Origin of the sequence: Curtobacterium sp. MCBD17_021, from assembly GCF_003234525.1 — a bacterium.
GTDB lineage: Bacteria > Actinomycetota > Actinomycetes > Actinomycetales > Microbacteriaceae > Curtobacterium.
Genome location: NZ_QKTS01000020.1, coordinates 13343 through 39105, shown reverse-complemented (window position 1 = coordinate 39105; position 25763 = coordinate 13343). Strand labels below are relative to the sequence as shown.

Genomic DNA, 25763 nt, shown 5'->3' with positions numbered 1-25763 from the left:
GTGTGCAGGGCGTCAGCTCGTCGCTTCCGAGTGGGTCGACGCCCTGCACACCGACTGGGTCGTGGCCGGTGGCAACCCCGGCTACGAGCGGTACGCGCTCGCCGGATGGGACGGGCCAGCGCAGCTGTGGCGCCTGCACGGGGCGAACGGCCAGATGCTGCTGTTCGACGACGCCGCGGACGCCGTCGTCACGATCACGGCGGCGGACCACCTCGGTGCGGATGCGGTGGCGGTGTTCGTCGCGACGACGTTGGTGGACAGCCTGCGCTGATCCGCCCCGGTTCGTGGTCCGGGATGGGAGACGGCGCGAACCTGACCCGCGGCACCCCACCGGACGCGACTGTCGGTGGTCCGGCGCAGGCTGGGGAGCGGTTCGTGTTCCTGTTCGGGTCAGGCGCACGAGCGCTGGTGCTGGCACCTGTCCGCAGGTGCCAGCACCACCCCGTTGCGCCGACCTCGCTCAGTCGGCGTCGCGCGCCAGGACCGCCACCGTCACGTCGTCCTCGGCGTGCTCGGCCGCCCGCAGGCGCACGGTCTCGAGGAACGCGGCCGTGTCCGGCGCGCGCCGCAGCGTCCGGCCGATGTCCGTCAGGGTGTCGATCGTGCCGTCGCCCAGGTCGAGTGCCCCGTCACTCGTGACGACGAGCGTGTCCCCGGGCTCGAGGACGAGCGAACCCGCCCGGAACGGCACACCCTCGGGGTGCAGCCCGAGCGGCAGGTCCCGCGACCGACGGATCTCCGAGGTGCCGTCGGCGCGCAGGTGCAGCACGAGCCCGTGTCCGGCGTCGACGAAGTCCACCCGGCCGGTGCTCGGGGTGAGGCGGGAGTGGAACAGCGTCGCGAAGGCCGAGGCACGGCTGAGGTCCTCGCTGATCCGCGGCTCGACGGCGCCGACGGCCGCGACCGGCAGCAGGTCCTCGTGCTGCCGGAGTGCGGCCCGGAGCCCGGCGGCGAGGAGCGCGGCGGGCTGCTCCTTGCCCATGATGTCGGCGAGCGTGAAGGTGACGGCGTCGTCACCTGCGGTCCAGTCGTGCACGTCACCGCTGAGGTCGCCGTACGGCACGCTCGTCGCGGCGAGGCGGTAACCCGGGACGTGCAGGGGTGCCGGGGCGAGGGCCTCGACGACCTCGAGCAGCCGGTCGTGCTGGAGCCCCCTGGCCAGGGCCTGTTCGGTCCAGCGGCCGAGGTCGATCAGGGCCGCTTCGTCCTGGGGGCTGAACTCCCGCGGCACGACGTCCATCAGGCACAGGGTGCCGACGGCGAGGTCACCCGGCATCGTCAGCGGGACCCCGGCGTAGAACCGGATGCCGCGGCTCGCTACCCCGGGCAGGTCGGCGGTACGCGGATCGGCGGCGGTGTCCGGCACGACCGTCGGTCCCGGTCGCTGCACGGTGAGCTGGCAGAACGACCACTCGAGCGGCCCGGAGAGCGTCTCGCCCGGCACGTTCGGCGTCAGCGTGCGCAGGAGCGTGTCGTCGAGCAGGTTGACGTACGAGAACGGCACGTCGAAGAGGTCCCGCGCGATGCGGACGATGCGCTCGAGGCGTTCGGACGGGGCCGCGTCGACGATGTCGAGCGCCGCCACCAGTGCCGCCTGTGCGGACCGTGGACCGTCGGTGTCCATCTGCCTCCCCCGCGCAGTCGATCCCACGCATCCTGCCACGCCCGCCTGGGCGCGCTCAGCCGTTCCGGTGACCGCCGTCCGTGCTGCGGGCACCGGCCGCGACGTCGGTGTCGGTGTCGACCGGGCCGAGCGCGTCGAGGACGCGGCGCGAGACCGTCCGCAGGGTCGCGGCGTCGCCCGCCACGGGCCGCCAGAACAGTTCCTCGAGCGCGGCGGTGTGCGCGCGGATGCCGGCGAGGACGGCGCGGCGGCCGTCCGGTGTCATGACGACCCAGCTGCCGCGCCCGTCACTCGGACAGTCGGCCCGGGCGACGAGCCCCCTGGACACCATGCGCGTGACCTGGTGGCTGACGCGGGACTTCTCCCAACCGATGCCCGCGGCGACGTCCCGGACGCGGAGCCGGTGGTCCGGGTCGCGGTGCAGGCCGATGAGGATCTCGAACTCGGGGATCGAGATCCCGGCACCGCGCTGGACGGCCAGGTCCAGCGCCCGGTCGAGCGCGCGCCAGACGTCGTGGAACGCGTCCCACGTGGCCCAGTCGTGGCCGTCAGCGCCGTGCTCCACCATCCCGCCAGCGTATCCACGGCGGAGACCCATCGGGCCGAGGATCATCCGTCCGGCGGACTCCTGGACGGCACACGGCGGCCTCCGAGGTGACGTCGGGGGAGCGGCATACGATCGGGGCATGCCGCGCGCCCGCCTCCAGGACTGCTCCGACGACGCGCTCGCCCTCGTCCGGCGGTGGCTGGACGCGTCCCGCGGCGTGAAGCCCGACCCCGGCGCCGTCCGGCTGGCCGAGGTCCTGCGCGACGAGCGCGGACTCGACTTCGCGCGCGGCTTCGTCGACAAGGTGATCCGCCCCGACGACCCCCGCGTCGCGGCGCGCAACCTCGAGAAGGCCAGTCGCGACGTGCCGGACTTCCTCGCCTGGTACCTGCGCGGCGCGGTGACGGTCGGCGGCGGGTTCGCGACCATGGCGCCGTGGGCCGTCATCCCGTCCGCACGCCGGGTGCTGCGACGGCTCGCCGGACACCTCGTCGTCGACGCCCCTGCCGCCCGGCTCGGACCGGCGCTCGCCAAGGTCGCCGGTCGTGGCACCCGGCTCGACGTCGTCCCCCTCGGTCCCGCCGTGCTCGGTCCGGACGAGAGCGCCCGGAGGCTCCGGTGGATCACCGACCTGCTCGGCCGGCCGGACGTCCCAGCCGTGTCCTTCGCGGTGTCCGAGGTCCTGCCGCCGTCCTCGCCGTGGGCGCTCGGGGCTGCGACCGAGCAGGCGGTCGAGCGGCTCGTCCCGGTGTTCCGCGCCGCCGTCGCCGGGGGCAGCACGATCACGTTGCAGACCGGCGACCCGCGCGAGCTCGACCTGACCGCAGCCGTCTTCCGGACCCTGCTCGACCTCGACGAGTTCGCGCACCTCACCGCCGGGATCACCCTGCCGGCCGCGCTCCCGGACAGCGTCGGAGCGCTCGCCTCGCTGACCGAGTGGGCGACGGCGCGACGCTTCCGCGGTGGCGCACCGATCCGGGTCCGGCTCGTCAAGGGAGCGCACGGTGCCACCGAGCTCGCCGACGCGCTCGTGCACGACCGCCCCCTGGCGACGTACGCCACCCGCCAGGCGACCGACACCGCGCTCCTCCGGCTGCTCGACGCCGCGCTGGCGCCCGAGCACACGGACGCGGTCCGGGTCGCGCTCGCCGGTCAGGACCTCTTCGCGATCGCCGTCGCCCGCGTGCTCGCCGAGCGTCGCGGCGTGACCGACGCGCTCGAGGTCGAGATGCTCCTCGGGATGACCGGCACCGCCGCCGACGCGGTCCGCGCCGACGTCGGGACGCTCACCCTCGCCACGCCGGTCGTGCAGCCCGACGAGTTCGACGCCGCGATCCCGTACCTCGCCCGACGGCTGCGCGAGAGCGCGACCTCGACGGCGTTCTCGATCGGCACCGACGACGCCGTGGCCGAACGGGAGCGCGAGCGCGCCGTCGCCGCCGTCGCCGCGCTCGACCACCCGGCGCCGTCGACCCTCCGCACGCAGGACCGCCGGGTGCCCCTCGGCGCCCCCGCGATCACCGCGGTGCACCCACCGGCCGCGGACACCGACCCCACCGTCCCCGCCAACCGGGAGTGGGCGGCGGACCTGCTCCGCCGGGTGCCGCGGTCGCAGCTCGGCACCGCGACCATCCGCGGCGCTCGGGTCACCGACCGCCCGCGACTCGAGCGCACCATCGCCCGCACGGCCCAGGCGGGCGTCAACTGGGGCCGGCAGGACCCGCAGGACCGCGCCGAACTGCTCGACCTCGTCGCCCACGAACTCGAGGTCCGACGCGCCGACCTCGTCGAGGTGGTGGTCGCCGAGACCGCGATGACCCTCTCCGAGGCCGACCGGCAGGTCAGCGGTGCGATCGACGCCGCCCACCACGCGGCCGACCGTGCCCGGCACCTCACCGACGTCCCCGGCGCCGTCTTCGTGCCGCCACGCCTGACCGTGGTCGTGTCGCCGTGGAACTCCCCGGTCGCGACCCCGGCCGACGGCGTGCTCTCGGCGCTCGCCGCGGGCAGCGGGGTCGTGCTGAAGCCGTCCCCCCTGGCCAGACGGTCCGGTGCGGTGCTCGCCGACGTGCTCTGGGACGCCGGGGTCCCGCACTCGCTCCTGCAGCTCGTCGACCTCGACGTCAGCGAGCTCGGTCGCGACCTCGTCGCCCACCCCGCGGTGGACCGGGTGCTGCTCACCGGGTCCCCGGACACCGCACGGTCCTTCCGGTGGTGGCGGGCGGGTCTGCCGCTCATCGCCGACACCGGTGCCGTCAACGCGGCGGTGGTGACCCCGGCCGCCGACCTCGACCAGGCGGTCCGTGACGTCGTCACCTCGGCGTTCACCCGGTCCGGGCAGGCGAGCGAGGCGGTCTCGCTCGTCGTGCTGGTCGGTTCCGTCGGCGAGGACGACCGCTTCCGCCGCCAGCTCGCCGACGCCACCCGTGCCCTCCGGGTCGCCTGGCCGACGGACCCCGCCGCGCAGGTCGGTCCGCTCGTCGTCGAACCGACCGGCATCGCCCGGGCCGCGCTGACCGAGCTCGCCCCGGGGGAGTCCTGGCTGGTCGAGCCGACCGTCCTCGACGAGTCCGGTCGGCTCTGGTCGCCCGGCGTCCGCGTCGGGGTCCGCCCCGGCAGCGCCTTCGCGCAGACCGCCGCGGCCGTCCCCGTGCTCGGGGTCGTGCACGTCGAGACGCTCGACCAGGCGATCGCGATCCAGAACGGCGGCGAGCACGGCCTGGTGGAGGCCCTGCACACGCTCGACGTCGACGAGGTCGCCGCGTGGACCGACCGCGTCACCGCCGGCACCCTCGTCGTGAACCGTCCGACGACGGACCTGGTCGTCGGACGTCAGCCCTCCGGCGGCCGGGGACGGGCCGCGGTCGGTGCCGGCGTCAAGCGCGGTGGCCCGGAGTCCGTCGCCGTGCTCGGCCACTGGGCGCCCGTCCCCCGCACGGTCCACAAGAGCATCCAGCTGCAGGGGCTGCCGCCGCGCGTGACCGCCCTCATCGAGGCGTCCCGGAGCGGTCTGTCCTTCGAGGAGTTCGACCAGGTCCGCGCCGGTGCCACGAGCGACGCCGCGGCACGCGAGACCCGGTTCGGCAGGTCCCGCGACACCGCCGACCTCCGCGTCGAACGGAACGTGCTCCGGTACCGGCCGCAGTCCGTGGTCGTCCGGCAGTCGGAGGACGTCGGCACCGGGGACCTGGTCCGGGTGCTGGCCGCTGCGACCGCCGCACGGGCGCACGTCCTGCTCAGCACGGCCCGCGCGCTCCCGGGCCCGCTCACCCAGCTGCTCGCCGGGCGTCGCGCACCCCTCGACGTGGTCGACCACCTGGTCGAGACGGACGAGGAGTTCCTGGCCCGCGCAGCGTCCGGCGCCCTCCTCCGCGAGGACTGGTCGGGCGGGTCGGACGAACCGCAAGACGCCATCGACATCGTGCTGTCGCAGGGCTTCGAGCCGCGGCCGCACACCGCGTTCGCCGGCCCGGGCTCGCGGATCCGGCTGCTGGGCGGGGACCCCCTCGCGCTCGAGGAGGCGCTCGGTGCCGGCATCGACACGGCGATCCACGACGCGCCGGTGGTCGAGGCCGGCGTCGTCGAGATGGCGCACTTCCTCCGCGAGCAGACGGTCTCCGTCACGGCGCACCGGCACGGCGACCTCGACCCGGAGTTCACGCGGCTGCGTCTCTGAGCGCACGTCGCGCACCGGGCAGGAGGCCCTGCCCGCGTCCGGTGTGCGGCCTGCGTGCCCCGGGCCTCCCGTCCGCACGCCCCGGCACGCCTCCCGCAGCGCCCCGTCCGGTCAGCGCAGACCTGGGCCGTGTCCGTGAGGCGGACGCGCACCCGGCGTAACGTTCGGACCATGACTGCAGGAGAGCGTGACAACGGGGTCCAGACCGAACCGATCATGGACGGTGCGACCGACGCGACGAACGAGGACAAGCTGCACGGACTCGTGGAGCAGGTCCAGCACGACCACGGCGACGAGGGTGCGGGCGTCATGGCCGACCACCTCCGCGACCGTCTCGACGAGACCGGTGTCGAGGCCGACGACCCCGCATCCGAGGTCGAGTAGCGGCACCTGCCGGACGCCCCCGCCGACCGTCAGGTCCGTGGGGGCGTCCTCGTGTGCGTGGGGCTCAGCGTTCCCGGCCGCGGCCGACGAGCGCGATCTCGAGCACGGTGAGCAGTGCCGCGATCCAGAGCTGGCGGACGGCGAAGCGGCGGGACTGCCGGTCGAGGAGTGCCAGCGGCACCATCGTCGCGCCGTGCGTGGCGTCGACCAGGGCGCTGACGGTGTGCGCGTCGGGTGACCCCGCCCGGAGCAGGAGGCCGGCCTGCGTGAGCTGCCGGACCCCGAGGACGCGACCGAGGACCGCCGGGCGGCCGAGGGCGCGACGGGACCCGAGCAGGTGCACGACGCCGATGCCGGCACGGAGCAGCTCGACGACCCGGACGCGGTCCTGCCGTGCGCCGCTCATCGGCGACGTCCGGCCGCGGCGGCGACGGCCAGCCCGGCGACGCCGAGCGCTGCGCCGAGGATCCCGTTGCCGAGTCGACGGTTCTCGACCCACCACGTCTGCGGTGACCACTCGTGCGACTGTTCGTCGAACACACCGTGCGCGCCGTGGTCGCCGGGGACCGGCTCGTACAGGTTCGTCCCGATCTCCTCGCCGTCCTTGTCCGGGATCTGCTGCCCGCTGACGAGCGTCTTCGCCGCGTACCAGTCCGCGAAGCGGCCGCTGATCCGGTTGGCGAGGATCGTGTAGACCGTCGACTCGCCCACCCAGGTGCGACGACGAGGGTGTTCGGCGGTGACGGCGATGGCGCGGGCACCGACCTCCGGCTGGTAGATCGGGGCGACCGGCTGCGCGTGGTGGGGGAGCGTCGACTTCACCCAGCCGAACTGGATGGTGTTGAGGGCGGGCATGTCGACCCGGCTGACCTGCACCCGGCTGCCCTGCTCGATGAGCTCGGAGACGACGGACTCGGTGAACCCGACGATCGCGTGCTTCGCGCCGCAGTACGCAGCCTGCAGCGGGATGCCCCGCGATCCGAGGGCCGAGCCGACCTGGATGACGTGGCCGCGGTCGCGGGGGACCATCCGCCGCAGGGCGGCACGGGTGCCGTTCACGAAGCCGAGGTAGGTGACGTCCAGGGCGCGCTCGAAGTCCTCCGGCGCGGTGTCGAGGAACTTCCCGAACACCCCGACCATCACGCCGTTCACCCACAGGTCGATCGGGCCGAGCTCGGCCTCGACGCGGTCCGCGGCGTCCTCGACGGCCTGGCGGTCCGACACGTCGGCGACGAGGGCGAGGCCGCGGCGTCCGGCCGCTTCGACCTCGGCGACGGCGGCGTGCACGCCCTCCTCGCCGCGGGCGAGGACGGCGACGTCCCAGCCGCGCGCCGCGAGCTCCCGGACCGTGGCCCGTCCCAGTCCAGCCGATCCACCGGTCACCACAGCCACTCGTGTCATGCGTCCCTTCTACCCGGCCCTCCGAGCGCGCGGTCAGCCGCTGTCCCCCGTACGGCGCGGCCGCAGCCGGCCCGACCCTCGGCACGCGGCGTCGGCGATGGCCCCCACCGCGTCAGCGGGTCAGGCGCGCGGACCGGCGAAGCGCGTCACCACGCCGGGGGCGTACAGCACCGAGTCCGGCTCGAGCTCGGTCAGCCCGAGGGGGAGGCCCGCGGCGCCGACGAGGTCGTCGCGCAGCCGGGTGAGCGACGCCCGGTGCACCACCCAGGCGTCGTGCTCGTTCGGCCACCACGAGGTCCGGCCCGCCCGCCCGACGTGCATGCCCCACCGTGCGGTGAGGAACGACTCGACCGGCGTCGGCTCGGCGATCGGTGCGCCGACCTCGACCTCCAGCACCGAACGCAGGTGGGTCCCGTGCCGACGGACCGCGTAGGCGAGTCGGTCGCCGTCCCGCCGCCGGGCCACCCGCGCCCAGTGGTACGGCGTCCCTGTGACGACCCGGGCCGCCACGGCGGGCAGGGCCTTGCCGGCGTCCAGCGACAGGAAGACCACCCCGCGGCGCCCCGTGTCGTCGCGCGTGTAGACCCGCACGTTCACCTCGAGGAAGTCCCCGACGCCGCCGGTCCGGCCGAGGGGCCCGAACGGCGGGAAGCGGGTGTCCTCGAAGCTGAACGCGATGAGCCCCACCCACGTGGTCACCCCGTCGTCGGAGCCGTCGGGAGCCATGGTGTCCGGTCGGGTCCCGGCGGGGAGCAGCGGCGCGACGGCGGACACGTCGACCCGCCAGTGCACGAAGACGACGTCCCGCCAGGCCTGCTCGATCCAGGGCCGCCCCGGCAGCGCGGGCGCGGTCGACGAGACCTGATCGAGCGGCGGACCCGGGAGGACCGGATCGCCACCCGCTGGCACGGTCGCCGTCACCGGGCGGTCCCGTCCGTCGCCCCGGGTTCGATGTGCCCGACCGCCGAGACGTCGTCCCAGCCCTGCTGCGGCGTCGCGCACGTGCCACGGAAGACGTACTGCGAGGGCCGCTTCCGCTCGTTCGACACCCAGTCGATCGCGGGGCGTCGGCGCTCCGGCGGGGTGTACCCGATCCGGTACACGGCCATCAGCTCGAGTTCCGGCGGCACCTCGAGCAGCCGTTCGACCTCGTTCCACGACTCCTCGATCTCCATCGGGAACGACACGAACTGGATGCCGAGGCCGAGCTCGGTGGTCGCGAGCCAGATGTTCTCCATGGCGGCTCCCATGCTGAACACCGAGTAGAAGGCGTTGCGGGCCTCCTTCCGGTACTCGTCCCGGTCGAGCATCACGCCGAGCAGCAGGGGGGAGCCGGCGACGAGCTTGCGGTTCTCCTCACCGAGCGTCTGCGGCACCCGCAGCGCGTTCATGAGGAACTGGCCGCGCTTGGTGAACACCTGGTTCGTGAACGGGCGCAGCGGCGCGGGCAGCTTGTCGAACAGCATCCCGGAGCGGCGCTCGTCCATCTCGGCCTGCGAGAACCGGAAGTACGGCTTGTAGCGCTCGAAGAACGTGCCCTCGGACATCGTCTTCATCATGGTGCTGCCGCTGATGTCCGCGATCCGGTCGATCGTCTCGCGCTCCTCGACCAGGACGAACCGCCACGGCTGGCTGTTGAGCTGCGACGGCGCCCGGCCCGCGAGCTCGACCAGCAGCCGTTGGTGCTCCTCGGACACCGGGTCCGGCAGGAAGGCGCCGTTCGTGGTGCGCCGTCTCCGGATCGCCTCGATGAGTTCCACTGGTGTCCTTCCGCGTCGACGGCAGCGGTCAGCGCCGCGCGAGGACCGCCCCCAGGTAGGACGGTGCCGCGGCGACCGCGACTCTCCAGTGTGCTCCGCCGCGGGGGTTCGTGCGTGGAGCGAGCGCCAGGGGGACGAGGGCCGGCAGCAGGAACAGGGCTGACCGTGAGCGCGTCCACAGCGGGGTGGTCGCGGCGGCACCGGTGAGGACGGCGGTGGTGACGAACAGGCCGTGGTGGACGACCCGCAGCTTGCGCGTGCGGATCACGCGCACGGCGACGGCGGTGCCCCACAGGCAGTTGACGACGTAGGCGACGGTCGCGGCGGTGACCATCCGCCGGGCCGTGGCCGACCCGACAGGCCCGCCGCGCCTCCCGGCTGACGTCTTGCGTTCCATGGACGCGAACCTACCCTCCCCGCGGAACGCGAGGGGACGGTCAGTCGGAGCTGCGGCTGACGAGCTTCGAGAGCACGATCGCCGAGCGGGTGTGGTCGACCTGGGGCGCGAGGCGGACGCGGTCGAGGGCCTCCTCGAGCGCCGGCAGGTCCCGCGAGCGCATGTGCACGACGGCGTCGGCGCTGCCCGTGACGGTGCCGGCATCGACCACCTCGGGGACGGCGTCGAGCAGCGTGCGGAGCTCGTCGGGGGAGACCGTGCCGCGGCAGTACAGCTCCACCCAGGCCTCGGTGCCGCGGTCGTCGACGGCGGGGTCGACCTTGATGGTGAAGCCCTGGATGACGCCGTCGGCGACGAGCCGGTCGACGCGGCGCTTGACGGCGGAGGCGGAGAGCCCGACGACCGAGCCGATGTCGCCGTAGCCGGCGCGGGCGTTCTCCCGGAGCTGGTCGAGGATGCGGTGGTCGAGCGAATCCATTGTGCCGATCCTACGCGGGCTCCTTGCGAGCAGATGTGCTCGGACGCACGAAACGTGCGCCCGAGCGGTGTCGCGCTGGAGGCCTCCTGTGCCAGACTCAGAGCAGGCGTCGACCTGGTCCGCCTCCGGCGAGTGAGCCTGCGTCTCGTCGGAGCTCTCACCGTGGTGGTTCCTGGCAGGCTCGGGCCCCGGTCCTGGAGGACCTCGTGTCGAACACCGCACCCCAGCCCACCGCCCCGCTGCAGCGCACGGCCACGCACCGCACCGTCCTGATGTGCAAGCCGACCCACTACACGGTCAGCTACCGGATCAACCCCTGGATGCACCCGGAGGAGCCGACCGACACCTCGAAGGCCGTCGAGCAGTGGCAGTCCCTGGTCGACGTCTACGAGCAGCTCGGCTTCGAGATCCACCAGATCGACCCGCTCGAGGGCCTGCCGGACATGGTCTACGCGGCCAACGGCGGCTTCGTGCTCGACGGCATCGCGTACGGCGCGAAGTTCCAGTACCCGGAGCGTCAGCCCGAGGGCCCGGCGTACATGGACTGGTTCCGCCAGGCCGGCCTGACCGTGGCCGAGCCGGAGGAGACGAACGAGGGCGAGGGCGACTTCCTGCTCATCGGCGACACCATCTACGCCGGAACCGGGTTCCGCTCGGACAGCACCTCGCATGAGGAGCTCGCCCGGGTGTACGGCCGCGAGGTCGTCACCCTCACGCTCATCAACCCGAGCTTCTACCACCTCGACACCGCCATCGCGGCGCTCGACCCGGTGCCCGACGCCGAGGGCAGGTCGAACATCGCCTACCTCGAGAGCGCCTTCGACGAGCCGTCCCTCGCGATCCTGCGCGAGCGCTTCCCCGACGCCATCATCGCGACGGAGGAGGACGCCGCGATCCTCGGCCTCAACTCGTACTCCGACGGGTACAACGTCGTGATCGCCTCCCGTGCCACCACGTTCGCGTCGCAGCTCCGCGAGAAGGGCTACAACCCGATCGGCGTCGACCTGTCAGAGCTCCTCCTCGGCGGCGGCGGCGTGAAGTGCTGCACGCTCGACCTGCACCCGATCGGCACCGGCACCTCGGTGGCGCGGTCCTGATGGCCGACGCGCTCGGGGCGAACACGTCCGCCGCGCTCGCCGTGGAGGACCGCACCCTCGCCCACAACTACAGCCCGCTGCCGGTCGTCATCGCCTCCGGGCAGGGTGCGACCGTCACCGACGTCGACGGCCGTACCTACCTGGACGGACTCGCCGCCTACTCGGCGGTGAACTTCGGCCACGGCAACCCGCGCCTCCTCACCGCTGCCCGCGACCAGCTCGACCGGGTGACCCTGACCAGCCGGGCGTTCGTCACCGACCGGCTCGGGCCGTTCGCCGAGGGGCTCACCGAGCTCACCGGCACGGAGATGATGCTGCCGATGAACACCGGCGCCGAGGCGGTCGAGTCCGCGATCAAGGTGGCCCGAGCCTGGGGTTACCGCGTCAAGGGCGTGCCGCAGGGGCGGGCCACGGTCATCGTCGCGAGCGGGAACTTCCACGGCCGCACGACGACGATCATCTCGTTCTCCGACGACCCCTCGGCGCGGGACGACTTCGGTCCGTACACGCCCGGGTTCCGGACCGTGCCGTACGGCGACGCCGAGGCGCTGCGGGAGGCGATGGACGAGACCGTCGTCGCCGTGCTGCTCGAGCCGATCCAGGGCGAGGGTGGCGTGGTCATCCCGCCCGCGGACTACCTGCCCGCGGTCCGGCAGGTCTGCGACGAGTTCGGTGCGCTGTTCATCGCCGACGAGATCCAGTCCGGCCTCGGACGAACCGGCCACACCCTCGCCGTGCAGCGGGTCGGCGTGACACCGGACCTCATCACGCTCGGCAAGGCGCTCGGCGGCGGGATCGTCCCGGTCTCGGCCGTGGTCGGTCGCGCCGACGTGCTCGGGGTCCTGCGCCCCGGCGAGCACGGCTCGACCTTCGGCGGCAACCCGCTCGCGGCGGCCGTCGGCACCGAGGTCGTCGCGATGCTCGCCGAGGGCACGTTCCAGCAGCGGGCGCTCGACGGCGAACCCGTCCTCCGCGGGTTCCTCGACGAGCTCATGGACGAGGGTGTCGTCACGCACCGCGTCGCCGGACTCTGGGCCGGGATCGACATCGACCCCGCGCTCGGCACCGGCAAGGAGGTCGCGAAGGACCTCGCCGCCCGCGGTGTGCTCGTGAAGGACACGCACGGGTCGACGATCCGCTTCGCCCCGCCGCTCGTCGTCACCGACGACGAGATCGCCACCGCGATGCAGGCCCTCGGCGCGGTCCTCCGCGCCCGCGCCCGCGCTCAGCGCGGCGCCTGAACCGCGGCGCCGCGCACCGCGCCGCTGCCCCGGCGCGGACCCTTCCCGTTGTGCCCCTCCGGCTGGCGCCGCGCGTGCTGCGGGAGGGTGGACGGGAGGCTCGGGACGGGCGTGCGCCGAGCCTCCCGTCCGTGGGCGGTCGCGTCAGACGCGACCCGGCGCGTACGCCTCGGCCAGCCGGTCCATGAGTGCGTCCTTCTCCTCGTCGACGACCTGCGCCTCCGGGTGGGCGTCGTACCAGGCGATCAGTTCACGGGCGCCCTCACGGAACGTCGTCCGCGCCGCCCAGCCCGGCACGAGCGTCCGCACCTTGCTGTTGTCGAACACCATGCTGTTCGCCTTGTCGCCGACGACCCCGGCGCCCCACTCGGCGTCGGCGGCCATGATCGCGTCCGAGGGGACGTGCACGATCGTCGGCTCGGGCGCTCCCGCCGCGGCCGCGACCTCCTGGTGGATGCGGTCCCACGTCGGCGATTCCTGGCCGGTGATGTGGAACGCCTCTCCGATCGCCTCGGCCCGGTCGAGCACCCCGACGAACGCGACCGCGAAGTCCCGCACGTGCGTCAACGTCCACAGCGAGGTCCCGTCACCCGGCACGATGACCGGCTTGCCCCGGCGCATGCGGTCCACGACCGTCCACCCGCCGTCGAACGGCAGCAACGTCTCGTCGTAGGTGTGCGACGGACGGATGATCGTCATCGGGAAGTCGTCCTGCCGGTAGGCCGCGACGAGCAGGTCCTCGCACGCGATCTTGTCCCGCGAGTACTGCCAGTACGGGTTCTTCAGCGGCGTCGACTCCGTCACCGGCAGGTGCGTCGGCGGGGTCTGGTACGCCGAGGCCGAGCTGATGAAGACGTACTGCCGGGTCTTCCCGGCGAAGAGGTCGATGTCCGCCTGCACCTGGTCGGGTGTGAACGCCACGAAGTCCGCCACCACGTCGAAGGTGCGGTCCCCGAGCGCCGCCGCGACGGCGTCGCGGTCCGACACGTCGGCCTGGAGGCGCGTCACCGCGTCCGGCAGCGCCCGCTTCTCCGTCGTGCCCCGGTTGAGCACGCTGACGTCGAAGCCCTGGTCCACCGCCTCGCGGACGCAGGCGGCGCTGATGACGCCGCTCCCACCGATGAACAGCACGCTGGGTCCGGTCATGGATGCTCCCTTGCTCCCGGCGGTGCATCCGCGCACCGCGTCCCTTGCGATCCTGCACCGTCGACGCCGCGTACCGTCACGGGCGGTGCCGCACCGACGCGGCCACGACAGGAGTGACAGCACATGGAGTACCGCTACCTCGGCAACTCGGGCCTCAAGGTCTCCGAGATCACGTACGGCAACTGGCTCACCCACGCCTCCCAGGTCGAGAACGACGCGGCGATCGCCTGCGTCAAGGCCGCCCTCGAGGTCGGCATCTCGACGTTCGACACCGCGGACGTCTACGCGAACACCGGCGCCGAGACCGTCCTCGGTGAAGCGCTGAAGGGCGAGCGCCGCCAGTCGCTCGAGATCGCCACGAAGGTCTTCGGGCCGACCGGTCCCAAGGGGCACAACGACACCGGGCTGTCGCGCAAGCACATCCTCGAATCGATCGACGGCTCCCTCGGCCGCCTGCAGACCGACTACGTCGACCTGTACCAGGCGCACCGCTACGACCACGAGACCCCGCTCGAGGAGACGATGCAGGCGTTCGCCGACATCGTCCGTCAGGGCAAGGTCCTGTACGTCGGCGTCTCCGAGTGGACGGCCGACCAGCTCCGCGCCGGGGCCGCCCTGGCGAAGGACCTCGGGTTCCAGCTCATCTCGAACCAGCCGCAGTACTCCGCGCTCTGGCGGGTCATCGAGGAGGAGGTCGTCCCCACCTCGAAGGAGCTCGGCATCTCGCAGATCGTCTGGTCACCGATCGCGCAGGGCGTCCTGACGGGCAAGTACCAGCCCGGGCAGCCGCTGCCCGAGGGCTCGCGCGCCACCGACGACAAGGGCGGCGCGAAGATGATCGAGCGCTTCATGAACGACGAGGTCCTCTCGGCCGTGCAGGAGCTCAAGCCGATCGCCGACGAACTGGGTCTCTCGATGGCGCAGCTCGCCGTGGCGTGGGTCCTGCAGAACGAGAACGTGGCGTCGGCGATCATCGGCGCTTCGCGACCGGAGCAGGTGCACGACAACGCCGGCGCTGCCGGGGTGCAGATCCCGGCCGAGCTGATGAGCCGCATCGACGACGCCCTCGGTGGTGTCGTCGAGCGCGACCCGGCGAAGACGAACGACAGCAGCCCGAAGACCCGCGAGGCGTAGGCCGCGCTGCCCGGCCGGGAGGAGCCTCCCGGCCGGGCTCGCACAGCAGGAAGGGGCTCGAATTGCCTGCGCGCGGCCGAGGCCGCGACGGTCAGCGCCCAGCAACGCAAAAGAGCCCCTCACTTCCGTGAGGGGCTCTTCACCGTGGCTGGACGCGGCGTCGATCCGCGGACCTTTCGATTTTCAGTCGAACGCTCTACCAACTGAGCTACCCAGCCGTGGCGACCCTGACGGGACTTGAACCCGCGACCTCCGCCGTGACAGGGCGGCACGCTAACCAACTGCGCTACAGGGCCATGTGGAATTGCTGACTTGCTTCGGTGTCGTTCTGTTCTGCTTGCTGTCCCCCGATGAGGAGTGACCCCAACGGGATTCGAACCCGTGCTGCCGCCGTGAAAGGGCGGTGTCCTAGGCCACTAAACGATGGGGCCGCAAGCAGTGCATCGCGCTACCGATGGACAAGCATACGGACGGTCGGCCCTCTTGCCAAATCGAGCCCGTCCGACGCCGTCCTTCGGCGTGTCGCGGGTGCTCCCGTGCCGCGGAGGAGCTGCACCTCCACGGACCTTCAGCAAACGAGCCGAGTGGACTCCCACGGTGACGTGCGCGCCGGTGGAAGCATCGACAGCGGCCGCTGACCCCTCCACAGGGGTGTTCCCGGGCTCGGTCGTGTTGTTACTGTTGCGTTTGTTGACAGTGTGACGCGCGCCGCACCGCACTGTTACGAGATCGAGACAATGACGACATCCTCAACGCCCGCTCGCCCCCGCCGCCGCTTCGTCGCCGCCGGGGTGTCCGTCGTCCTCGCGGCCGGTGCCCTCGTGGCGCTCGTGCCGGGCGGTACGGCCTCGGCAGCGGGCTACCCCAGCTGGGACGACGTGCAGGCCGCCGAGCAGTCGCAGGCCGCACAGTCCGAGAAGGTCTCCGAGATCCGGGGCCTCATCGCCCAGCTCGAGTCGGAGTCCGCCGCGAAGGAGAAGGCCGCTGCTGCCGCCGGCACCGCCTACCAGGACGCCCAGACGGACTACGACCGCAAGGCGCTCGAGCAGCGGAAGCTCCAGGAGCAGGCAGACGAGGCGGACGAGACCGCTTCCGCCTCCGAGGCGCAGGCGGGGCAGCTCGCCGCGCAGCTCGGCCGCTCGAACGCCGAGGACGTCACCACGGACCTCCTGACCAAGCCCTCGGCGTCCGGCGACCTGCTGTACGAACTCGGTGCCATGTCGAAGCTCACCGAGCAGGCCGACGGCATCTACTCCGAGGCGAGCCAGGACCGCGGCACCGCGCAGGCCTTGGCCGACAAGTCGAAGGCCGCCGAGGACGCCCTCGGTGCGCTCGCCGAGAAGGCCCAGGCGAAGATGCGCGCCGCCCAGGACGCGGCCGACCAGGCGCAGTCCGCGGTCGCCGCCCAGCAGGCGAACCAGGACCGCCTGGAGGCGCAACTCGCCGCCCTGACGTCGAAGACCGAGACGACGCAGGCCGAGTACGAGAAGGGCGTCCGTGCCGAGAAGGCCCGGCAGGCCCGTCTCGCGGCCGCCCGCGCCGCAGCAGCGGCCGCAGCAGCGGAGGCCCTGCCCTCGGCCGCGACCCCCGGTGTGCCGGCACCGTCCACCGGGAACGTCCCCGCTGCCTCGTCCGGCTGGGTCCGTCCGGCTGCCGGCTACCAGTCGAGCCCGTACGGCCTGCGCGTCGACCCGTACACGCACGTCTACACACTGCACGCCGGCGTCGACCTCGCCCCTGCGTGCTACTCGCCGATCTACGCCGCAGCATCCGGCACGGTGACCTTCGCGGGGAACGGCGGCGGGTACGGCAACGAGGTCATCCTCGACAACGGTGGCGGCATCTCGACGGCCTACGGGCACATCGTCGACGGCGGGATCATGGTCTCCTCCGGACAGCACGTCGAGGCCGGGCAGCAGATCGCGCAGGTCGGCTCCACCGGCTGGTCGACCGGCTGCCACCTGCACTTCGAGACCCGGGTCGGTGGCGCCGCCGTCGATCCCGTCCCCTTCATGGCAGCGCGGGGGATCTCGGTATGAGCACGAGCACTGCCAGGAGGCACTGACCCCATGAAGAAGCCTGCACGTTCCCTGGTCTGCGGGATCGCGACCGTCTCGATGCTCAGCCTCGGGCTGTCCCTCGCGGTGGCCGTCCCGGCACAGGCCGCACCGTCCGCTCCGTCGTGGGAGGACGTGCAGGCCGCGAAGGACGACCAGGCCGAGAAGCAGCGCACCGTCGACGCGCTGAGCGCTCGGATGTCGTCGCTGCAGGCCGAGGTCGACCGCACCGGTGCCACCGTGCAGCAGGCCGGGCAGACCTACGCCCTCGCCGCGTCCGAGCAGCAGGAGGCGAAGGACACCCTCGACGGCCTCACCGGGCAGTCGGAACGTGCCCGGGCCGCTGCGGAGGAGTCGGCCGGCCAGGTCGCCGCGCTCGTCGTGGAGCTGTCCCGCTCCGGCGGCGGGGACCTGTCGACGTCGATGCTCGTGGACTCCCGTGACGCGAAGGACCTGCTCTACCAGGTCGGCACGATGTCGCACCTGTCCGAGCGTTCGGCCACCGTGCTCGAGCGGGCGCAGGCGGACCAGCGGACCGTCGAGTCGCTCGCCGCGCAGCAGCGCCAGGCGACCACCGCGCTGGCGAAGGCGACGGCAGCCACGAAGGACGCCCTCGAGACCGCCGACGCCGTGGCCGCCGATGCCCAGTCGGCGCTGCAGGCCGGCCAGCAGGAGCAGGACGAGGTGCTCGAGCAGCTCGCGTTCCTCAAGGGCACCTCGGTCGCGACCGAGCAGGCCTACTGGACGGCGAAGCAGGCGGAGGAGGCCGAGATCCAGCTCGCGGCCCAGGCGAAGCGGGAAGCTGCCCGTCCGTCCGGTTCCGGGGCTGCACGTCCCACCGCGGACAGCGGTGCCGACAGCGGCAGCGCGGACACGTCCGGGAACGAGCCCGCTCCGTCCGCCGCGAAGCCGTCGGCCGCGAAGCCGTCGGCGACGAAGCCGTCAGCGACGAAGCCGTCCGCCCCGAAGCCGGCCGCGCCGCAGCCGGCCGCCCCGGCACCGCAACCGGCCGCGCCGAAGCCCGCGGCCCCGAAGCCCGCAGCCCCGAAGCCGGCTCCCGCTCCCGCGCCGAAGCCCGTCGTCAGCAGCCCGTCCAAGGCCGCCGGCGCGATCGCGTACGCACGCGCACAGCTCGGCGAGGCGTACGTCCTCGGTGGAGCCGGCCCGAACACCTGGGACTGCTCGGGTCTCGTGATGATGGCCTACAACTCGCAGGGCGTCTCGACCGGCGGGCACAACGTGGTCTGGCAGTACAACCACTTCGCCTCGATCGGTCGACTCGTGCCGCTCTCGCAGCGCCAGCCGGGTGACATCCTCTTCTACTCGAGCAACGGAACCGCGTCGGGTGGGTACCACGACTCGATCTACACCGGCAACGGCCGGATGGTCGAGGCCGCGCGCCCCGGTGTCGGCGTGGTCGAGCGAGCGGTGTGGACCCCGAGCCAGCTCCTGCCGTACGTGGCACGCCCCACCGGCTCCCTGTAGCGCACCGCACGGCGCACAGACAACACGCCCCGCAACGCACGACGCGCCCCGTCGGAACGGGGCGCGTCGTGCGTTGCGGGGCGCGAAGCCCTCAGCGGTGCGTCAGTGACCGGCGGGCACGTACGCGGCCTGGCCGGCCTGCACGATGGCCTCGGCCTCGGCGGCGTCGCCCCAGCCCTCGGCCTTGACCCACTTGTTCGGCTCGAGGTCCTTGTAGCGCTCGAAGAAGTGCGCGATCTCGGCCTTCGTCTGCTCCGGCACGTCCGCGATGTCCTGGATGTGCGCCCAGCGCGGGTCCTTCGCCGGGACGACCAGGACCTTCTCGTCCTTGCCGGCCTCGTCGCTCATCTTGAAGACGCCGACCGGACGGACCTTGACGCCCACGCCCGGGAAGGTCGGGAACTCGAGCAGGAGCAGCGCGTCGACGGGGTCGCCGTCGTCAGCCAGGGTCTTCTCGAAGAAGCCGTAGTCCGTCGGGTAGACGAACGAGGTGAAGAGCACGCGGTCCAGGTACACGCGACCGGTCTCGTGGTCGACCTCGTACTTGTTGCGGCTGCCCTTGGGGATCTCGACGACGACGTCGTACGCGGCCATGTGCACTCCTTGGTTCTTCCGGTGGTGGTCTGTCGGCCGTCGGGACGGCCCGGCTAACGTTACCGGGTGAACACTCCGCGCCCCCGGCTGGACCCCGCGGTCGCCGAGATCCGGCGAGCCGTCCGCTCCCTGCTCGAACGCGCGCTCGAGCAGGGAGCGATCGGCTCCGGTGGTCTCGTCCTCGTCGCGCTGAGCGGCGGCCCGGACTCGCTGGCCCTCGCGGCCGCCACCGCGTTCGAGGCGCCGAAGCAGGGACTCCGCGCCGGTGCGGTCGTCGTCGACCACGCGCTGCAGGCGGGCTCCGGGGCGGTCGCGAGCCGGGCCTCCCGGCAGGCCGCCGAGCTGGGACTCGACCCGGTGACCGTCCGCCGGGTCGCCGTCGGTCCCACGGGCGGTCCCGAGGGCGCCGCCCGGGAGGCCCGTCACGCGGCCGTCGCCGACGTCGCGACCGCCACCGGGTCGCCCCTCGTGCTCCTCGGCCACACACTCGACGACCAGGCCGAGACGGTGCTGCTCGGCCTGCTCCGCGGCAGTGGACCGGACAGCCTGTCCGGGATGGAGCCGCTGACCGCCCGAGGGCACGGGCTGGCGTACGGGCGCCCGCTCCTCGGGGTCCGGCGGCACGTGACCCGGCAGGCGTGCACCGCGTCCGGCCTCGTGCCGTGGGACGACCCGCAGAACACCGACCCGGCGTACGCCCGGGTCCGGGTACGGCACGCTCTCATGCCTGTGCTCGAGCGCGAGCTCGGCGCCGGCGTCCCGGAGGCCCTGGCCCGGACCGCCGACCAGTTGCGCGAGGACTCCGCGGCGCTCGACCACTTCGCCGAGGAGATGGCGGAGGACCTCGCCGAGCACTCCGAGGCCGGGATCTCGCTGTCCGTGCCGGAACTCGCCGCCAATCCGCCGGCGCTCCGGCAGCGACTCGTGCGATTGGCGGTCGAGAGCGAGTTCGGGGTGACGCTGTCCCGGCTGCAGACGCTCGAGGTCTGCCGGCTCGTGACCGACTGGCGCGGTCAGGGTCCGATCGACCTGCCGGGGGTCCGGGCCACGCGCTCGGGCGAACGGGTGTCCTTCGCCGCCAGGGAGCCGCACGCGGGCGGTTAGGGTGGTCTGGTGGAACTCTCCGACGTGCAGGCAGACCTCTCCGAAGTGCTCTTCACCCCCGAGCAGATCGACGACAAGATCGCCGAGCTCGCCGCAGCGGTGGACCGGGACTACGCCGGGCGCGACCCGCTGCTCGTCGGGGTGCTGAAGGGCGCGGTCATGGTCATGGCCGACTTCTCCCGCCACCTCAAGATGCAGGCGCGGATGGACTGGATGGCGGTGTCGTCGTACGGCTCCGGCACGAAGTCGTCCGGCGTGGTGCGGATCCTCAAGGACCTCGACACCGACCTGCACGACCGCGACGTCATCATCGTCGAGGACATCATCGACTCCGGTCTGACGCTGTCGTGGCTCAAGCAGAACCTCGAGTCGCGCGGGGCCGCGAGCGTCGAGATCGTCGCACTGCTGCGCAAGCCCGAGGCCGCCAAGGTCGAGGTCGACGTGAAGTACGCCGGCTTCGAGATCCCGGACGCCTTCGTCGTCGGGTTCGGCCTCGACTACGACGAGCGCTACCGCAACCTGCGCGGCATCGGCGTCCTCGCGCCGCACGTCTACTCCTGACGGCGAAGCGGGAGTTCGCCCGCAGAGGACACCCATTCTCGCCACAGAGTGACCGCCGTATGCTGACTCGCACGCACTTCAGGCAGAGAAAGGTGTCGGGCCGTCGGGCCCGGATCACATGGACTTCAAGCGCATCCTCCGCGGGCCGTACATCTGGATACTGGTCGCGCTCGTGGGGATCTTCATCGGATGGACGTTCATCGCCCAGTCCGGCACCCAGGAGATCTCCACGCAGAAGGGCCTCGAGCAGCTCTCCGACGGCAAGGTCTCGTCGGCCGTCATCAACTCCACGGAGCAGCGCGTCGACCTGACCCTCCGCGGCGACGGCGGCACCGAGCAGTTCTACTACTCGACCCCCCGTGGGCCCGAGGTCGTCGAAGCGGTCTCGCAGGCCGACCTGCCGAAGGGCTACAACGACCACGTCCAGCAGTCGAACGTCCTCGTGTCGCTCCTGCTGACGCTCCTGCCCTTCCTGCTCATCGGTGCGCTGTTCTGGTTCCTGCTCTCGAGCGCCCAGGGCGGCGGCTCGAAGGTCATGCAGTTCGGCAAGTCCAAGGCCAAGATGAACAACAAGGAGAACCCGCAGGTCACGTTCTCCGACGTCGCCGGCTCGGACGAGGCCATCGAGGAACTGCACGAGATCAAGGAGTTCCTCAAGGAGCCGGCCAAGTTCCAGGCCGTCGGCGCCCGCATCCCCAAGGGCGTCCTGCTCTACGGCCCTCCCGGAACCGGCAAGACCCTGCTCGCCCGCGCCGTCGCCGGTGAAGCCGGTGTGCCGTTCTACTCGATCTCGGGTTCGGACTTCGTCGAGATGTTCGTCGGCGTCGGTGCCAGCCGTGTGCGCGACCTGTTCGAGCAGGCGAAGCAGAACTCGCCCGCCATCGTCTTCATCGACGAGATCGACGCCGTCGGTCGTCACCGCGGCGCCGGCATCGGTGGCGGCAACGACGAGCGCGAGCAGACGCTGAACCAGCTGCTGGTCGAGATGGACGGCTTCGACGGCAAGACGAACGTCATCCTCATCGCGGCGACGAACCGCCCCGACGTGCTCGACCCGGCACTCCTGCGCCCGGGCCGCTTCGACCGGCAGATCGGCGTGGACGCGCCGAGCCTGCAGGGCCGCAAGCAGATCCTCGAGGTGCACGCGAAGGGCAAGCCGCTCGCCGCGAGCGTCGACCTCGAGCTCCTCGCCCGCAAGACGCCGGGCTTCACCGGTGCCGACCTGGCGAACGTCCTCAACGAGGCCGCGCTGCTCACCGCCCGGTCGAACGCGCAGCTCATCGACAACCGCGCCCTCGACGAAGCCGTCGACCGCGTCATGGCCGGACCGCAGCGCCGCACGCGCATCATGTCCGACCAGGAGCGCCTCATCACCGCGTACCACGAGGGTGGACACGCCCTCGCGGCGGCGGCCATGCGGCACACCGACCCGGTCACGAAGATCACGATCCTGCCGCGCGGCCGTGCCCTGGGCTACACGATGGTCCTGCCGCTGGAGGACAAGTACTCCGTCACGCGCAACGAACTGCTCGACCAGCTCACCTACGCCATGGGTGGCCGTGTCGCCGAGGAGATCGTCTTCCACGACCCGACCACGGGTGCGTCGAACGACATCGAGAAGGCCACGGGCACCGCGCGCAAGATGGTCACCGAGTACGGCATGAGCCGTGCGGTCGGGTCCGTCAAGCTCGGCGCCGGCTCGAGCGAGCCGTTCGTCGGCCGTGACATGAGCGGCGGCACCGGCCGCGACTACTCGGAGAACATCGCCGAGACGGTCGACGCCGAGACCCGCGCCCTGCTCGAGGCCGCACACGACGAGGCCTACCAGGTCCTCAACGCCAACCGGGACATCCTCGACCGCCTGGCCGGCGAACTCCTCGAGAAGGAGACGCTGGACGCCCCGGAGCTCGTGGAGATCTTCAAGGACGTCCGCAAGCTGCCCGAGCGTCCGCAGTGGCTCTCGAGCGACAAGCGTCCGGTGAGCGACCTGCCCGCCATCGAGGTCCCGGGCAAGGCCGCCGCGACGGCCGAGGAGCCCGTCGGCATCGACGCCTCGAAGCCGCGTCGTCACCGCCCGTTCGGCAACCCCGGTATCGCCCCCGCGTAGGCTGGCATGACGGACCTGCCGACGAGACGGTCGCGTCGGCTCGCCGAGGTGAGCCGAGCGCGCGAAGCAGCAGCAGGACCGGCGACGGTCGCGATCGACCTCAGAGCACCCTCCCCGGTGCCGGAGGTCGTGACCGGCCGTCGCCGTGACCGCTCCACCGAGGACGCCACCCGCGTGATGGGCATCCTCAACGTGACGCCCGACTCGTTCAGCGACGGCGGACTGCACCTGGCCGTCGACGCCGCGCTCGAGCACGCCAGGCACCTCGTCGACGCCGGCGCGGACATCGTCGACGTCGGTGGGGAGTCCACCCGGCCCGGTGCCGAGCGCGTCCCCGCCGAGGTCGAGCAGCAGCGCGTGCTGCCCGTCGTGCAGCAGCTCGTCGCCGAGGGCGTCGCGGTGAGCGTCGACACCATGAACGCGAGCACCGCCGAACGGGCGGTCGACCTCGGTGCCGTCATCGTGAACGACGTCTCCGGTGGACTCGCCGACCCGGACATGGTCCACGTCGTCGCCGACTCCGGCGTCGGGTACGTCGTCATGCACTGGCGTGGACACAGCGACCGGATGCACCGGAACGCCGAGTACACGCACGCGGTCGAGGAGGTGCGGCGCGAGGTGGAGATGCGCGTCGCGGAACTCATCGTCCTCGGTGTGCGTCAGGAGCAGGTCGTCATCGACCCGGGTCTCGGCTTCGCCAAACAGGGGCGGCACAACTGGGAGATCCTGGCCGGCTACGACCGGTTCGCGTCGATCGGGCTCCCGGTCCTCGTCGCCGCATCGCGGAAGCGGTTCCTCGACGGTGTCGGCAGTCCGGCCGGGGCACCACCGGCCGAGCGGGACCTGGCCACGGCGGCGATCAGCCTGCTCGCGGCCGAACGTGGCGCGTGGGGCGTCCGCGTACACGACCCGGCGCCGACCCGCGCCGTACTCGACGTCTGGGACGCCTGGAGGGCAGCTCGATCATGAGGGACACCATCCGCCTCGTCGGGGTCCGTGCACGCGGGCACCACGGGGTCTTCGACTCCGAACGCGCCGACGGTCAGGACTTCGTCGTCGACGTCGCGGTCGAGGTCGACGCCACCGCGGCCGCCGACTCGGACGACCTCGCCGAGACCGTGCACTACGGGGTGCTCGCGGAGCAGGTCGTCGCCGAGATCGAGCGCGACCCGGTCGACCTCATCGAGACCCTGGCCGAGCGGATCGCTGCCGCCGTCCTCAGCCACCGGGCGGCACTGGCGACCGAGGTCACCGTGCACAAGCCGCAGGCGCCGATCACCGTGCCGTTCACGGACGTGTCGATCACGATCCGGCGGGAGCGCACGGGCGCCGCCGCCGGGACCGAGGAGGAAGAGTGACCCGGGCGGTCATCGCCCTCGGCGCCAACCTCGGCGACCGGGGCAGCACCCTCCGTGCCGCCGCGACCGCCATCGCCGCGCTGCCCGGCGTCCGTCCGATCGCGTCGAGCCACGAGGTCGAGTCCGTCGCCGTGACCCTCGACGGCCCCGACCCGACGAAGCCCCGCTACCGGAACGCCGTCGTGGTCGTCGACACCGACCTCGGGCCGGACGAGCTCCTCGACGCCCTGCACGGCATCGAGGACGAGCACGGGCGCAGGCGGGCGACCCGGTGGGGCGACCGCACGCTCGACCTCGACGTCATCGCACTCGACGACCGGCGCATCGACACCGTGACCCTCACCGTGCCGCACCCCCGCGCGCACGAGCGGGCCTTCGTGCTCGCGCCGTGGGCGGACGCCGACCCCGGCGCGGTCCTGCCGGGGCACGGGCCCGTGGCGGCGCTCCTGGCGGACCTCGGCGACGACACCGAGCGGGTCGACGAACCGCGCCTGTTCGACCAGCAGGCAGCAGCGCCGACCGCCGACCGGGCGGGGGCGGCCTCGTGAAGCCGACCAGGGCCTCCACGCTGATCAGCGTCGCGATCGTCGCCGCCGTCGCCGGGTTCGCACTCGACACCGCGCTGACCGCACGGCAGTCCCCGACCCTCCTCATGTCGGTGCCCCTCGGCCTGACGCTCGCCTTCATCGGCATCGCGCTGTTGTTCATGGCCGCGCCGATCCGCCGGCAGACCCGGGGCCGGGCCGAACGCCGGGTCGACCCGATGTACGCGACCCGCGTGGTGTTCCTCGCGAAGGCGTCGAGCATCTGCGGTGCCCTGTTCGGTGCGTTCGCCCTCGGGTTGCTCGTGTACCTCCTGACCCGGTCCGTCCTGCCTTCGCTAGGCTCGACCCTGCCGAACGCGGTGGCGTTCGGCGGCGGGATCGTGCTGACCGTGTGCGCCCTCGTCGCCGAGCGGATGTGCATCGCGCCGCCCCCGGACGAGGACGACACCGACGGGCGGGGCACCACCACGGCCTGACCGGTGCTGCCGGTCGACGAGGACCGATCACCGCAGACCAGGAGACCCCCGATGCCGCGCGAACGACTCGACGAGACCGGCCTGGGACTGCACGACGTCACCTGGACCCGGGTCTCCACCAAGCTGGTCTGGACCGACCTGGTCGGCACGGTCCTGGTGGGCGGCATCGTCACCGCGGGCCTCGTCCTGCTCGGGGTCGCGAGCGGTGGCACCGGTGGCACGGCGGGCCTCGTCTGGTTCGTCCTCGGTGCCGTCGTCGGCATCGTCACGCTCGTCACCGTCGTCCTCACCCCGCGACGTATCCGGTCGATCGGCTACGCACTGCGCGACGACGACCTCGTGCTCCGCCGCGGCCTGATGTGGCAGCGGTTCACCGCCGTGCCGTACGGGCGCCTGCAGCTCGTCGACGTCAACCGGGGTCCGCTGGACCGGGCGCTCGGCATGAGCGAGCTGAAGTTCGTCACCGCGGCCGCCTCGTCGAACATCCGCATCCCGGGCATCCCCGCCGGGCAGGCCGACGAACTCCGTGACCGACTCGTCGAGCTCGCCGAGTCCCGTCGCGCGGGTCTGTAGGCGGCCGTGTCGTTCCGA

At 72.5% G+C, this 25763-nt stretch carries 25 protein-coding genes, 3 tRNA genes and 1 pseudogene; 16 read left to right on the top strand and 13 right to left on the bottom strand.

Going from position 1 to position 25763, the window contains the following annotated elements:
* Positions 1 to 271 (top strand): annotated as a pseudogene (locus tag DEI83_RS16060) (hydrolase); the annotation flags it as partial.
* Positions 272 to 460: 189 nt separating this feature from the next.
* Here the strand turns inward: DEI83_RS16060 and DEI83_RS14620 are convergent.
* The gene (locus DEI83_RS14620) at positions 461 to 1624 is read right to left on the bottom strand and encodes a PP2C family protein-serine/threonine phosphatase (protein ID WP_111082665.1); all 1164 of its coding nucleotides are present in this window, start codon (positions 1622 to 1624) and stop codon (positions 461 to 463) included.
* A gap of 55 nt (positions 1625 to 1679) precedes the next feature.
* Complete coding sequence (locus DEI83_RS14615; RefSeq protein ID WP_181431252.1) at positions 1680 to 2192, bottom strand: MarR family winged helix-turn-helix transcriptional regulator; 513 nt, start codon at positions 2190 to 2192, stop codon at positions 1680 to 1682.
* Positions 2193 to 2310: 118 nt separating this feature from the next.
* Here DEI83_RS14615 and DEI83_RS14610 point away from each other — a divergent pair, with 118 nt between their 5' ends.
* A complete protein-coding gene (locus tag DEI83_RS14610) occupies positions 2311 to 5847 on the top strand; it encodes a proline dehydrogenase family protein (protein ID WP_111082663.1) in 3537 nt (1178 codons plus the stop codon).
* Between the two features lie 171 nt (positions 5848 to 6018).
* Complete coding sequence (locus tag DEI83_RS14605) at positions 6019 to 6231, top strand: hypothetical protein (protein ID WP_111082662.1); 213 nt, start codon at positions 6019 to 6021, stop codon at positions 6229 to 6231.
* A 64-nt stretch (positions 6232 to 6295) separates the two neighbouring features.
* Here DEI83_RS14605 and DEI83_RS14600 read toward each other — a convergent pair whose 3' ends face one another.
* The 6 genes from DEI83_RS14600 to DEI83_RS14575 all read right to left on the bottom strand — a co-directional run bounded on the left by DEI83_RS14600 (position 6296) and on the right by DEI83_RS14575 (position 10267).
* Positions 6296 to 6637: a hypothetical protein gene (locus DEI83_RS14600; RefSeq protein WP_111082661.1), complete on the bottom strand. Its 342-nt coding sequence runs from the start codon at positions 6635 to 6637 to the stop codon at positions 6296 to 6298.
* Positions 6634 to 7632, bottom strand: coding sequence for an SDR family oxidoreductase (locus DEI83_RS14595; protein ID WP_111082660.1), 999 nt, complete (start codon positions 7630 to 7632; stop codon positions 6634 to 6636). Before DEI83_RS14595 ends, DEI83_RS14600 begins: the two co-directional genes overlap by 4 nt.
* Positions 7633 to 7752: 120 nt before the next feature.
* Positions 7753 to 8553 carry a YqjF family protein gene (locus DEI83_RS14590; protein WP_258371238.1) on the bottom strand — a complete coding sequence of 267 codons (801 nt, stop codon included), beginning with the start codon at positions 8551 to 8553 and terminating at the stop codon, positions 7753 to 7755.
* Positions 8550 to 9392, bottom strand: a complete 843-nt coding sequence (locus DEI83_RS14585) for a nitroreductase family protein (protein WP_111082659.1) — start codon at positions 9390 to 9392, stop codon at positions 8550 to 8552. Before DEI83_RS14585 ends, DEI83_RS14590 begins: the two co-directional genes overlap by 4 nt.
* Before the next feature lie 28 nt (positions 9393 to 9420).
* Positions 9421 to 9789 (bottom strand): hypothetical protein, encoded by a 369-nt coding sequence (locus DEI83_RS14580; protein ID WP_146243363.1) that lies wholly within the window; start codon positions 9787 to 9789, stop codon positions 9421 to 9423.
* 40 nt (positions 9790 to 9829) lie between these two features.
* Positions 9830 to 10267: an Lrp/AsnC family transcriptional regulator gene (locus DEI83_RS14575; RefSeq protein WP_111082657.1), complete on the bottom strand. Its 438-nt coding sequence runs from the start codon at positions 10265 to 10267 to the stop codon at positions 9830 to 9832.
* 206 nt (positions 10268 to 10473) lie between these two features.
* On the opposite strand from DEI83_RS14575, the gene ddaH reads away from it, so the two are divergent.
* Together ddaH and rocD are read left to right on the top strand one after the other, a co-directional pair.
* Positions 10474 to 11364 (top strand): dimethylargininase, encoded by an 891-nt coding sequence (gene ddaH / locus DEI83_RS14570; protein ID WP_220034294.1) that lies wholly within the window; start codon positions 10474 to 10476, stop codon positions 11362 to 11364.
* A complete protein-coding gene (rocD, locus tag DEI83_RS14565; RefSeq protein WP_111082656.1) occupies positions 11364 to 12605 on the top strand; it encodes an ornithine--oxo-acid transaminase in 1242 nt (413 codons plus the stop codon). The genes ddaH and rocD overlap by 1 nt, the downstream gene beginning before the upstream one ends.
* A 144-nt stretch (positions 12606 to 12749) precedes the next feature.
* Here rocD and DEI83_RS14560 read toward each other — a convergent pair whose 3' ends face one another.
* Entirely contained in the window at positions 12750 to 13751 is a 1002-nt protein-coding gene (locus tag DEI83_RS14560; RefSeq protein WP_111082655.1) for an SDR family oxidoreductase, read from the bottom strand.
* Positions 13752 to 13874: 123 nt separating this feature from the next.
* Here DEI83_RS14560 and DEI83_RS14555 point away from each other — a divergent pair, with 123 nt between their 5' ends.
* On the top strand, positions 13875 to 14885 hold the full coding sequence (locus tag DEI83_RS14555) for an aldo/keto reductase family protein (RefSeq protein WP_111082654.1): 1011 nt from the start codon (positions 13875 to 13877) through the stop codon (positions 14883 to 14885).
* 145 nt (positions 14886 to 15030) lie between these two features.
* Here DEI83_RS14555 and DEI83_RS14550 read toward each other — a convergent pair.
* The 3 genes from DEI83_RS14550 to DEI83_RS14540 form a co-directional block, all read right to left on the bottom strand.
* Positions 15031 to 15103, bottom strand: a tRNA-Phe gene (locus DEI83_RS14550).
* A 1-nt stretch (position 15104) separates the two neighbouring features.
* Positions 15105 to 15181: transfer RNA gene (locus tag DEI83_RS14545), tRNA-Asp, on the bottom strand.
* Positions 15182 to 15243: 62 nt separating this feature from the next.
* Positions 15244 to 15316: transfer RNA gene (locus DEI83_RS14540), tRNA-Glu, on the bottom strand.
* Between the two features lie 306 nt (positions 15317 to 15622).
* On the opposite strand from DEI83_RS14540, the gene DEI83_RS14535 reads away from it, so the two are divergent.
* Positions 15623 to 16924, top strand: a complete 1302-nt coding sequence (locus tag DEI83_RS14535) for a M23 family metallopeptidase (protein WP_146243362.1) — start codon at positions 15623 to 15625, stop codon at positions 16922 to 16924.
* A gap of 30 nt (positions 16925 to 16954) precedes the next feature.
* On the top strand, positions 16955 to 18427 hold the full coding sequence (locus DEI83_RS14530; protein ID WP_111082652.1) for an NlpC/P60 family protein: 1473 nt from the start codon (positions 16955 to 16957) through the stop codon (positions 18425 to 18427).
* Between the two features lie 102 nt (positions 18428 to 18529).
* Here the strand turns inward: DEI83_RS14530 and DEI83_RS14525 are convergent, their stop codons facing one another.
* Positions 18530 to 19021, bottom strand: a complete 492-nt coding sequence (locus tag DEI83_RS14525; protein WP_110904454.1) for an inorganic diphosphatase — start codon at positions 19019 to 19021, stop codon at positions 18530 to 18532.
* A 66-nt stretch (positions 19022 to 19087) separates the two neighbouring features.
* Between DEI83_RS14525 and tilS the strand changes: the two genes are divergently transcribed.
* From tilS to DEI83_RS14485, 8 genes are all read left to right on the top strand, one after another.
* Positions 19088 to 20125 (top strand): tRNA lysidine(34) synthetase TilS, encoded by a 1038-nt coding sequence (tilS, locus tag DEI83_RS14520; RefSeq protein WP_111082651.1) that lies wholly within the window; start codon positions 19088 to 19090, stop codon positions 20123 to 20125.
* A 9-nt stretch (positions 20126 to 20134) separates the two neighbouring features.
* Positions 20135 to 20686 carry a hypoxanthine phosphoribosyltransferase gene (gene hpt / locus DEI83_RS14515; protein WP_110889508.1) on the top strand — a complete coding sequence of 184 codons (552 nt, stop codon included), beginning with the start codon at positions 20135 to 20137 and terminating at the stop codon, positions 20684 to 20686.
* A gap of 118 nt (positions 20687 to 20804) precedes the next feature.
* Positions 20805 to 22793, top strand: a complete 1989-nt coding sequence (gene ftsH, locus DEI83_RS14510) for an ATP-dependent zinc metalloprotease FtsH (RefSeq protein ID WP_111082650.1) — start codon at positions 20805 to 20807, stop codon at positions 22791 to 22793.
* A gap of 6 nt (positions 22794 to 22799) precedes the next feature.
* Positions 22800 to 23762 (top strand): dihydropteroate synthase, encoded by a 963-nt coding sequence (folP, locus tag DEI83_RS14505; protein ID WP_111082649.1) that lies wholly within the window; start codon positions 22800 to 22802, stop codon positions 23760 to 23762.
* Positions 23759 to 24151, top strand: coding sequence for a dihydroneopterin aldolase (gene folB, locus DEI83_RS14500; RefSeq protein ID WP_111082648.1), 393 nt, complete (start codon positions 23759 to 23761; stop codon positions 24149 to 24151). Before folP ends, folB begins: the two co-directional genes overlap by 4 nt.
* Complete coding sequence (folK, locus tag DEI83_RS14495) at positions 24148 to 24699, top strand: 2-amino-4-hydroxy-6-hydroxymethyldihydropteridine diphosphokinase (RefSeq protein ID WP_111082647.1); 552 nt, start codon at positions 24148 to 24150, stop codon at positions 24697 to 24699. Before folB ends, folK begins: the two co-directional genes overlap by 4 nt.
* The gene (locus tag DEI83_RS14490; RefSeq protein WP_111082646.1) at positions 24696 to 25172 is read left to right on the top strand and encodes a DUF3180 domain-containing protein; all 477 of its coding nucleotides are present in this window, start codon (positions 24696 to 24698) and stop codon (positions 25170 to 25172) included. Before folK ends, DEI83_RS14490 begins: the two co-directional genes overlap by 4 nt.
* 51 nt (positions 25173 to 25223) lie before the next feature.
* A complete protein-coding gene (locus DEI83_RS14485) occupies positions 25224 to 25745 on the top strand; it encodes a PH domain-containing protein (RefSeq protein WP_111082645.1) in 522 nt (173 codons plus the stop codon).
* The last annotated feature ends 18 nt before the right edge of the window (positions 25746 to 25763 follow it).

Coding starts and splice junctions, on each gene's coding strand:
- DEI83_RS14575 (WP_111082657.1), bottom strand. CDS start 10,267: ATGGATTCGCTCGACCACCGCATCCTCGACCAGCTCCGGGAGAACGCC.
- DEI83_RS14595 (WP_111082660.1), bottom strand. CDS start 7,632: ATGACACGAGTGGCTGTGGTGACCGGTGGATCGGCTGGACTGGGACGG.
- ftsH (WP_111082650.1), top strand. CDS start 20,805: ATGGACTTCAAGCGCATCCTCCGCGGGCCGTACATCTGGATACTGGTC.
- folB (WP_111082648.1), top strand. CDS start 23,759: ATGAGGGACACCATCCGCCTCGTCGGGGTCCGTGCACGCGGGCACCAC.
- DEI83_RS14580 (WP_146243363.1), bottom strand. CDS start 9,789: ATGGAACGCAAGACGTCAGCCGGGAGGCGCGGCGGGCCTGTCGGGTCG.
- DEI83_RS14610 (WP_111082663.1), top strand. CDS start 2,311: ATGCCGCGCGCCCGCCTCCAGGACTGCTCCGACGACGCGCTCGCCCTC.
- DEI83_RS14620 (WP_111082665.1), bottom strand. CDS start 1,624: ATGGACACCGACGGTCCACGGTCCGCACAGGCGGCACTGGTGGCGGCG.
- DEI83_RS14555 (WP_111082654.1), top strand. CDS start 13,875: ATGGAGTACCGCTACCTCGGCAACTCGGGCCTCAAGGTCTCCGAGATC.
- DEI83_RS14605 (WP_111082662.1), top strand. CDS start 6,019: ATGACTGCAGGAGAGCGTGACAACGGGGTCCAGACCGAACCGATCATG.
- DEI83_RS14525 (WP_110904454.1), bottom strand. CDS start 19,021: ATGGCCGCGTACGACGTCGTCGTCGAGATCCCCAAGGGCAGCCGCAAC.
- DEI83_RS14530 (WP_111082652.1), top strand. CDS start 16,955: ATGAAGAAGCCTGCACGTTCCCTGGTCTGCGGGATCGCGACCGTCTCG.
- DEI83_RS14485 (WP_111082645.1), top strand. CDS start 25,224: ATGCCGCGCGAACGACTCGACGAGACCGGCCTGGGACTGCACGACGTC.
- folP (WP_111082649.1), top strand. CDS start 22,800: ATGACGGACCTGCCGACGAGACGGTCGCGTCGGCTCGCCGAGGTGAGC.
- rocD (WP_111082656.1), top strand. CDS start 11,364: ATGGCCGACGCGCTCGGGGCGAACACGTCCGCCGCGCTCGCCGTGGAG.
- DEI83_RS14560 (WP_111082655.1), bottom strand. CDS start 13,751: ATGACCGGACCCAGCGTGCTGTTCATCGGTGGGAGCGGCGTCATCAGC.
- DEI83_RS14615 (WP_181431252.1), bottom strand. CDS start 2,192: ATGGTGGAGCACGGCGCTGACGGCCACGACTGGGCCACGTGGGACGCG.
- DEI83_RS14535 (WP_146243362.1), top strand. CDS start 15,623: ATGACGACATCCTCAACGCCCGCTCGCCCCCGCCGCCGCTTCGTCGCC.
- DEI83_RS14600 (WP_111082661.1), bottom strand. CDS start 6,637: ATGAGCGGCGCACGGCAGGACCGCGTCCGGGTCGTCGAGCTGCTCCGT.